Origin of the sequence: Empedobacter sp. UBA3239 (assembly GCF_002362875.1) — a bacterium.
GTDB classification, from domain to species: Bacteria; Bacteroidota; Bacteroidia; order Flavobacteriales; family Weeksellaceae; genus Empedobacter; species Empedobacter falsenii_B.
Genome location: NZ_DEVJ01000054.1, coordinates 1 through 4,444, shown reverse-complemented (window position 1 = coordinate 4,444; position 4,444 = coordinate 1). Strand labels below are relative to the sequence as shown.

General features: G+C 27.8%; 3 protein-coding genes and 1 pseudogene. 2 read left to right on the top strand and 2 right to left on the bottom strand.

The window, feature by feature from the left end; translation table 11 throughout:
- Window positions 1-290 precede the first annotated feature (290 nt).
- Window positions 291-1,151, bottom strand: a complete 861-nt coding sequence (locus B4G36_RS07740) for an LIC_10190 family membrane protein (RefSeq protein WP_409410946.1) — start codon at window positions 1,149-1,151, stop codon at window positions 291-293.
- A gap of 5 nt (window positions 1,152-1,156) precedes the next feature.
- Window positions 1,157-1,813 carry a metal-dependent transcriptional regulator gene (locus B4G36_RS07735; RefSeq protein WP_291063153.1) on the bottom strand — a complete coding sequence of 219 codons (657 nt, stop codon included), beginning with the start codon at window positions 1,811-1,813 and terminating at the stop codon, window positions 1,157-1,159.
- Window positions 1,814-1,918: 105 nt separating this feature from the next.
- Between B4G36_RS07735 and B4G36_RS13965 the strand changes: the two are divergent.
- Window positions 1,919-3,966, top strand: a pseudogene (locus B4G36_RS13965) (TonB-dependent receptor plug domain-containing protein).
- A complete protein-coding gene (locus B4G36_RS07715; RefSeq protein WP_291063149.1) occupies window positions 3,966-4,388 on the top strand; it encodes a thioredoxin fold domain-containing protein in 423 nt (140 codons plus the stop codon). Before B4G36_RS13965 ends, B4G36_RS07715 begins: the two are co-directional and overlap by 1 nt.
- Window positions 4,389-4,444 lie beyond the last annotated feature (56 nt).

Genomic DNA, 4,444 nt, shown 5'->3' with positions numbered 1-4,444 from the left:
TTTTCAATCAAATGAACAACTTTATTATTTAGTAATCAAAATGAACAACGGGTTCTTTTTATAGAAGCCTATTAACAAATTGAAAATTGTTAAACAAATAATTAAAAGAAAAATTATTGTCCGAGAAGATGATTGAAAAAAAATAGCTTGAAAATATTCAGTTGTATTCATTCTAGCTACTTCTTCAAACGTAAACGAATCTTTAACTGGAATAAATCTACCATCCTGTGCAGATAATTCATATAAATGCTGTGGTGAAGCCCATTTCAAAACTTTTATTGAAGAAAATTCTAAAGGAAACAAAGGATTTGCAGAAACAATAACTCCTTTACAACAAAATAATAAAGTAATAAAAATAAGTAAAATAAATTCTTGTCTTTTAAATTTTTGTGTTCTTTATTTCTTAAATATTCAATTCCAAAAAATAAAATTAATACAATACTTATTGGTTTAATTACAAATAAAATAACAGCGTAAAAAAAGTAATCAGACGCTTTATTTTCATTACATAAATATTCGTTGATTAATAGAATCGAAAGAACAAAAACAGGAAGATCTGGCGAAGGAGTATTTAAAAAAAATAAAAAAAGGAGATTAAAAATGAATAGTTTTTTCTGTTTCAATTCGAAAACATAAAGATTGAAGATTAAAAATAAACAAAAATTTAATCGGTAATAAATATCCAATGTTTCGTTAATAGAAGCTTGCAAAATATGCCAAAAACTATTTTGAGCCAAAACCCATTCAAAATTAGAAAGACCTTTTACAAAACCAGCAAAATCAAGCCATTTTATTGTCGGAATATAATACCCGAAATGATCTAAAATAAAAGGATATGTAACGGCGACCAACAATCCAACAAAAGTAAAAGCATAAAAATATCGTGATATATTTTTCAGTTTCAACAAACTTCGTTTCACTTCGTTTCTATGATAAATTAATGATAGAATCGCAATTGAAAATAATACTACTTCGTATGTAAAATTTAATGGAAGAAAAAATGCGACGAAAAAACTTATCAGTCCAACACCTATCATTCCATTTATAACTGTAAACGATATAGTTGAATTAATTCGAGGAAAAATTTTTTGGAATAAAAATCCAAACCCTAAAAAATAGAAAAATAAGGCGATTGATAAAAAAAACTGCAAAACCTTTATTTACCTAATAACCTTGAAGTTACATGATTACTAAATGATTCAATTTCATTTGATTTTAGGAATTTAACCTTCATTGTTCCATCAAAATCTTCAACAGAAATGATTTCAATTTCATCATTCAAATGAATATTTTTTGAATTCAAATACTTCAAAAATTCATCAGAAGAACCAATAACAGCACATATTTCTACTTTGTCACCTTCTTTAAATTCTGCCAACTTTTTGTAATTGTTAATTTCTATTTTTCCATTTTTATCTGGAATTGGAGAACCATGCGGATCTAATTTAGGAAAATTTAATAATTCGTCCATTTTATCAAAAAAAATTGAACTTTGAATATGTTCTATTTGCTCTGCAATTTCATGCACTTGCTCCCAGCCAAATCCCATTCTATCTACCAAAAACATCTCTGTCAATCGGTGTTTTCTTACAATCAGAGAAGCTTTCAAAATTCCTTTATCAGATAACCGAAGTGGTTTATACGATTCATAGATCACCAATTCTTTTTCAGCTAATTTTTTCATCATACTGTTTACAGTAGGCATTTTTATTTCCAAATGCTTACTCAAATCCTTCACATTCACTTCTCCTTTACCATTTTCAGAAAGATGAAATAATGCTTTTAGGTAATTTTCTTCGACCAATGAATTCATAAAACAAATATAGTTGAAAATTAAGTAAAATTAAAAAATTCATTTTTAATAATATTTTTATTTGATTTGTCTAACTTTTTAATTTGATTATAAATTTTACTTAACATGAAAACAACATTTTATTTATTCATCACCTTAACCTCCATTCTATCAAATGCTCAGGAACAAAAAGATTCTATTTATATGAAAGATTCTTCAGAAAATTTAGATGAGATTGTAGTTACAGGAACAATGAAAGCTGTAAGAAAATCTGATAGTCCGGTTCCAATTGAAATCTATACACCAAAGTTTTTTCAAAAAAATCCAACACCTTCATTATTTGATGCTGTACAATTAATAAATGGTGTTCAACCACAACTAAACAGTAACGTTTGCAACACAGGTGATATTCATATTAACGGAATGGAAGGTCCATATACCATGATTTTAATTGACGGAATGCCAATTGTTTCTTCTCTATCTACTGTTTATGGTTTGAGCGGAATTCCGAATTCTTTGGTTGAACGAATAGAAGTCGTAAAAGGGCCAGCATCTTCCCTTTATGGAACAGAAGCTATGGGAGGTATAATTAACGTAATTACCAAATCTCCTAAATCTACTCCAAAATTATCTTTAGATGCCTTTACTACTTCTTGGTTGGAAACCAATCTTGATGGTGGATACAAATATAATTTAGGAGAAAAGGTAAATGGTTTATTTGGTTTTAATTACTTTAAATATGACAATAAAAAAGATAAAAATAACGACGGTTTCACGGATGTAACTCTACAAGATCGCATCACGTTATTCAATAAATTTGATTTTGAACGTCAAGAAAATAGAACAGCTTCCGTTGCTTTACGTTATTTATATGAAGATAGATGGGACGGTCATATGAATTGGAAAAGAAAACTACACAGAGGAAGTGACGAAGTTTATGCAGAAAGTATTATGACAAATCGTTTTGAAGCGATAGGAATGTATCAATTACCTGTAAAAGAAACAATAATGACACAATTTTCTTATAATTTTCATCAACAGAATTCATTTTATGGTCCAGAATCGTATCAATGAAAACAGCAAGTTATTTTTGCTCAAGCTTATTGGGATAAAATAATTGGAAAACATAGTTTACTTTTAGGATCTTCATTTAAATATACTTATTATGATGACAACACAAGAGGTACTGGAGAATATGATGAGGATAATAATCTAATCAAGAATAACCCAATGAATACACCGATTCCTGGTATTTTTGTACAAGACGAATTGACATTAAATTCTGAAAACAAATTATTACTTGGTTATCGATTTGATTATGATAAAACACATAAAGGAATACATTCTCCAAGAATTGCATACAAATTTTCACCTTCATCTCATCATACTTTAAGAGCAAGTTTTGGTACAGGATTTCGTGTTGTGAATGTCTTCACAGAAGATTATCGTGCATTAACTGGAGCTAGACAAGTAGTTTTTGAAAATGAATTAAAACCTGAAAAATCATATAATGGAAATATTAATTATGTATTCAAACTTCTTTAACCGCTTTAAACTTTGATTTTACAACATTCTATTCTTATTTCACAAACAAAATTATTGCTGATACAGATACTGACGAAACAAAGATTATCTATGACAATTTAGATGGACACGCAATATCTCAAGGAGTTTCTTTAAACATAGATGCAACATTTGACTTTCCTCTAAAAATAATGCTTGGCGCAACCTATATGGATGTATACAAAAAAGAAGATGGAGAAAAAGAAGTTCAATATCATGCACCAAAATGGTCTGGAAATTTCTTAGCAAGTTATACATTCAAAAAAGATTTTACAGTTGATTTAACCGCCAATTATAATGACAAAATGAAATTACCTCGAGTAGAAAATGATTATCGACCAGAATATTCAAAACCAACTTTTATTGCAAATATTCAATTAAGTAAATCATTTAAGAATAATATTGAAATCTATGGTGGAATCAAAAATATTTTTAATGTATTACCAAAAGGCGATGTTATTGCTCGTTGGTGGGATCCATTCGGAGAACATGGAAATGGCGTTACTCCTCCTAAAGGAAGAAACGATGTTATTTTTGAACCAAATGATTACAGCTATACACCTATGCAGGGAACAAGAGGTTTTATAGGTATCCGATACAATTTACGTTAATGAAAATCTGGTACTTCATATTCATTTTATCATCATTAAATCTCCAAGCACAAATTTCATTAGAAAAATTTAATTCAATTTTTAATGAAAATCCTAAACCAATTCTACTTTATTTTTCTACCAATTGGTGTAGTTACTGTATGATTCAAAAAAAACAATTAGAAAAAGATAATGAATTACTTCAAATTCTAAATAATTACATTTATTTTATTGAATTTGATGCAGAAACAAATGAATCTATTATTTTTTTTAACAAAAAATATGAACCTAAATCGAATAAAAAAACTCACCCATTTTTAGAAGAATTTACTGATGAAAACGAACAAATTAGTTATCCATATTGGGTTTTAATCTCAAAAGATTTTAAAATTGAAATGACTTATGCTGGATTAATTAAAAATAAACCACTAAACTTTTATTGAAAAAGTATTTACAAAAACCTTAATTTTTAGATTTACAAAAAAGAGGCTGTCTCAAA